Genomic DNA, 896 nt, shown 5'->3' with positions numbered 1-896 from the left:
GGTGGTCATCGGCGACCACCCCCGTCGCCGAACGCCTGCCCCATCACGGCCGAGATCCCCTCCGGCCGAGTCTTGGCGCTGAAGCGGAGCGTCGGGTCCGTGAGCCAGACGGCGGCCGCGTGCGCGGGACACAGCCACTGCTCGGTTCCGTCGAGCTCGACGAGGACGATCTGTTCCCGTCCGGCGCAGGTCGAGACCTGAGCGTCGCACTGCCTGAGGTCGCAGTCGAGGGACGGGGATTTGCGCGAATGATGCGCGGTGGACAAAGTGTGAATGCTCCTTTCACTGCTCATGTGGCGGATGGAGTGGGTTCCTGACGGGGTCGGGTTTGGCGACTTCGCGCCCCGTCGGGAGCCCTTCGTACGGGCGATCACTGCCGTTCCTCGGGAGGAGTCCCGATGGCGCTGTACGAGATCGGTCCGAAGTCGCGGCGTGCGTCGAAGTAGCCCCGGCCGATGTCCTCCGTCGGCACGCCGAGCGGAGCGGCGACGGAGTCCACGCCGTCGCGGCGAGCGGCAGAGTCCGAGGCGTCGACCAGGACGGTGACGGACGCGTGACGCGGTACGACGACGGCCGGGTTGGCGGTCAGGAAGTCGACCAGCTCCCGCAGACCGGTCAGGAACGCGGCGCGGTCACCGGAGCGGATGACGTAGTCGGACACAGGTAGTCCCCTTGTCGGGTCAGTGGTGGGGTGCTTCAGAAGCGGAGTTGGCCGAGGAAGCCGTTCACGCCGTCGAGGAGGGCCTGAACGAACGGCGCGGCCACGGTCCGGGCGAGTAGGAAGCCGAAGGTTCCGCAGAGCAGCGTGTCGGCCCACCTGAGGTACCGAATGCGCAGGAGGAACCAGATCAGCAGGCCGAGCAGCAGCACGGCGGACATGGACACCAGCACGGCAG

3 protein-coding genes are annotated in these 896 nt (G+C 68.4%); all 3 read right to left on the bottom strand.

Annotated features, from left to right (window positions below; translation table 11 throughout):
- Positions 1 to 5 precede the first annotated feature (5 nt).
- The gene (locus G6W55_RS37880; RefSeq protein WP_175525091.1) at positions 6 to 266 is read right to left on the bottom strand and encodes a hypothetical protein; all 261 of its coding nucleotides are present in this window, start codon (positions 264 to 266) and stop codon (positions 6 to 8) included.
- A 104-nt stretch (positions 267 to 370) separates the two neighbouring features.
- On the bottom strand, positions 371 to 661 hold the full coding sequence (locus tag G6W55_RS37875; RefSeq protein WP_175525090.1) for a hypothetical protein: 291 nt from the start codon (positions 659 to 661) through the stop codon (positions 371 to 373).
- A 35-nt stretch (positions 662 to 696) separates the two neighbouring features.
- Positions 697 to 891, bottom strand: coding sequence for a hypothetical protein (locus G6W55_RS37870; protein WP_020131205.1), 195 nt, complete (start codon positions 889 to 891; stop codon positions 697 to 699).
- Positions 892 to 896: the final 5 nt, after the last annotated feature.

Origin of the sequence: Streptomyces sp. CAI-85, assembly GCF_013363615.1 — a bacterium.
Taxonomy (GTDB): domain Bacteria; phylum Actinomycetota; class Actinomycetes; order Streptomycetales; family Streptomycetaceae; genus Streptomyces; species Streptomyces antibioticus_B.
The sequence above is the reverse complement of the archived record's forward strand: the minus strand, read 5'-3'. Positions and strand labels throughout refer to the sequence as shown.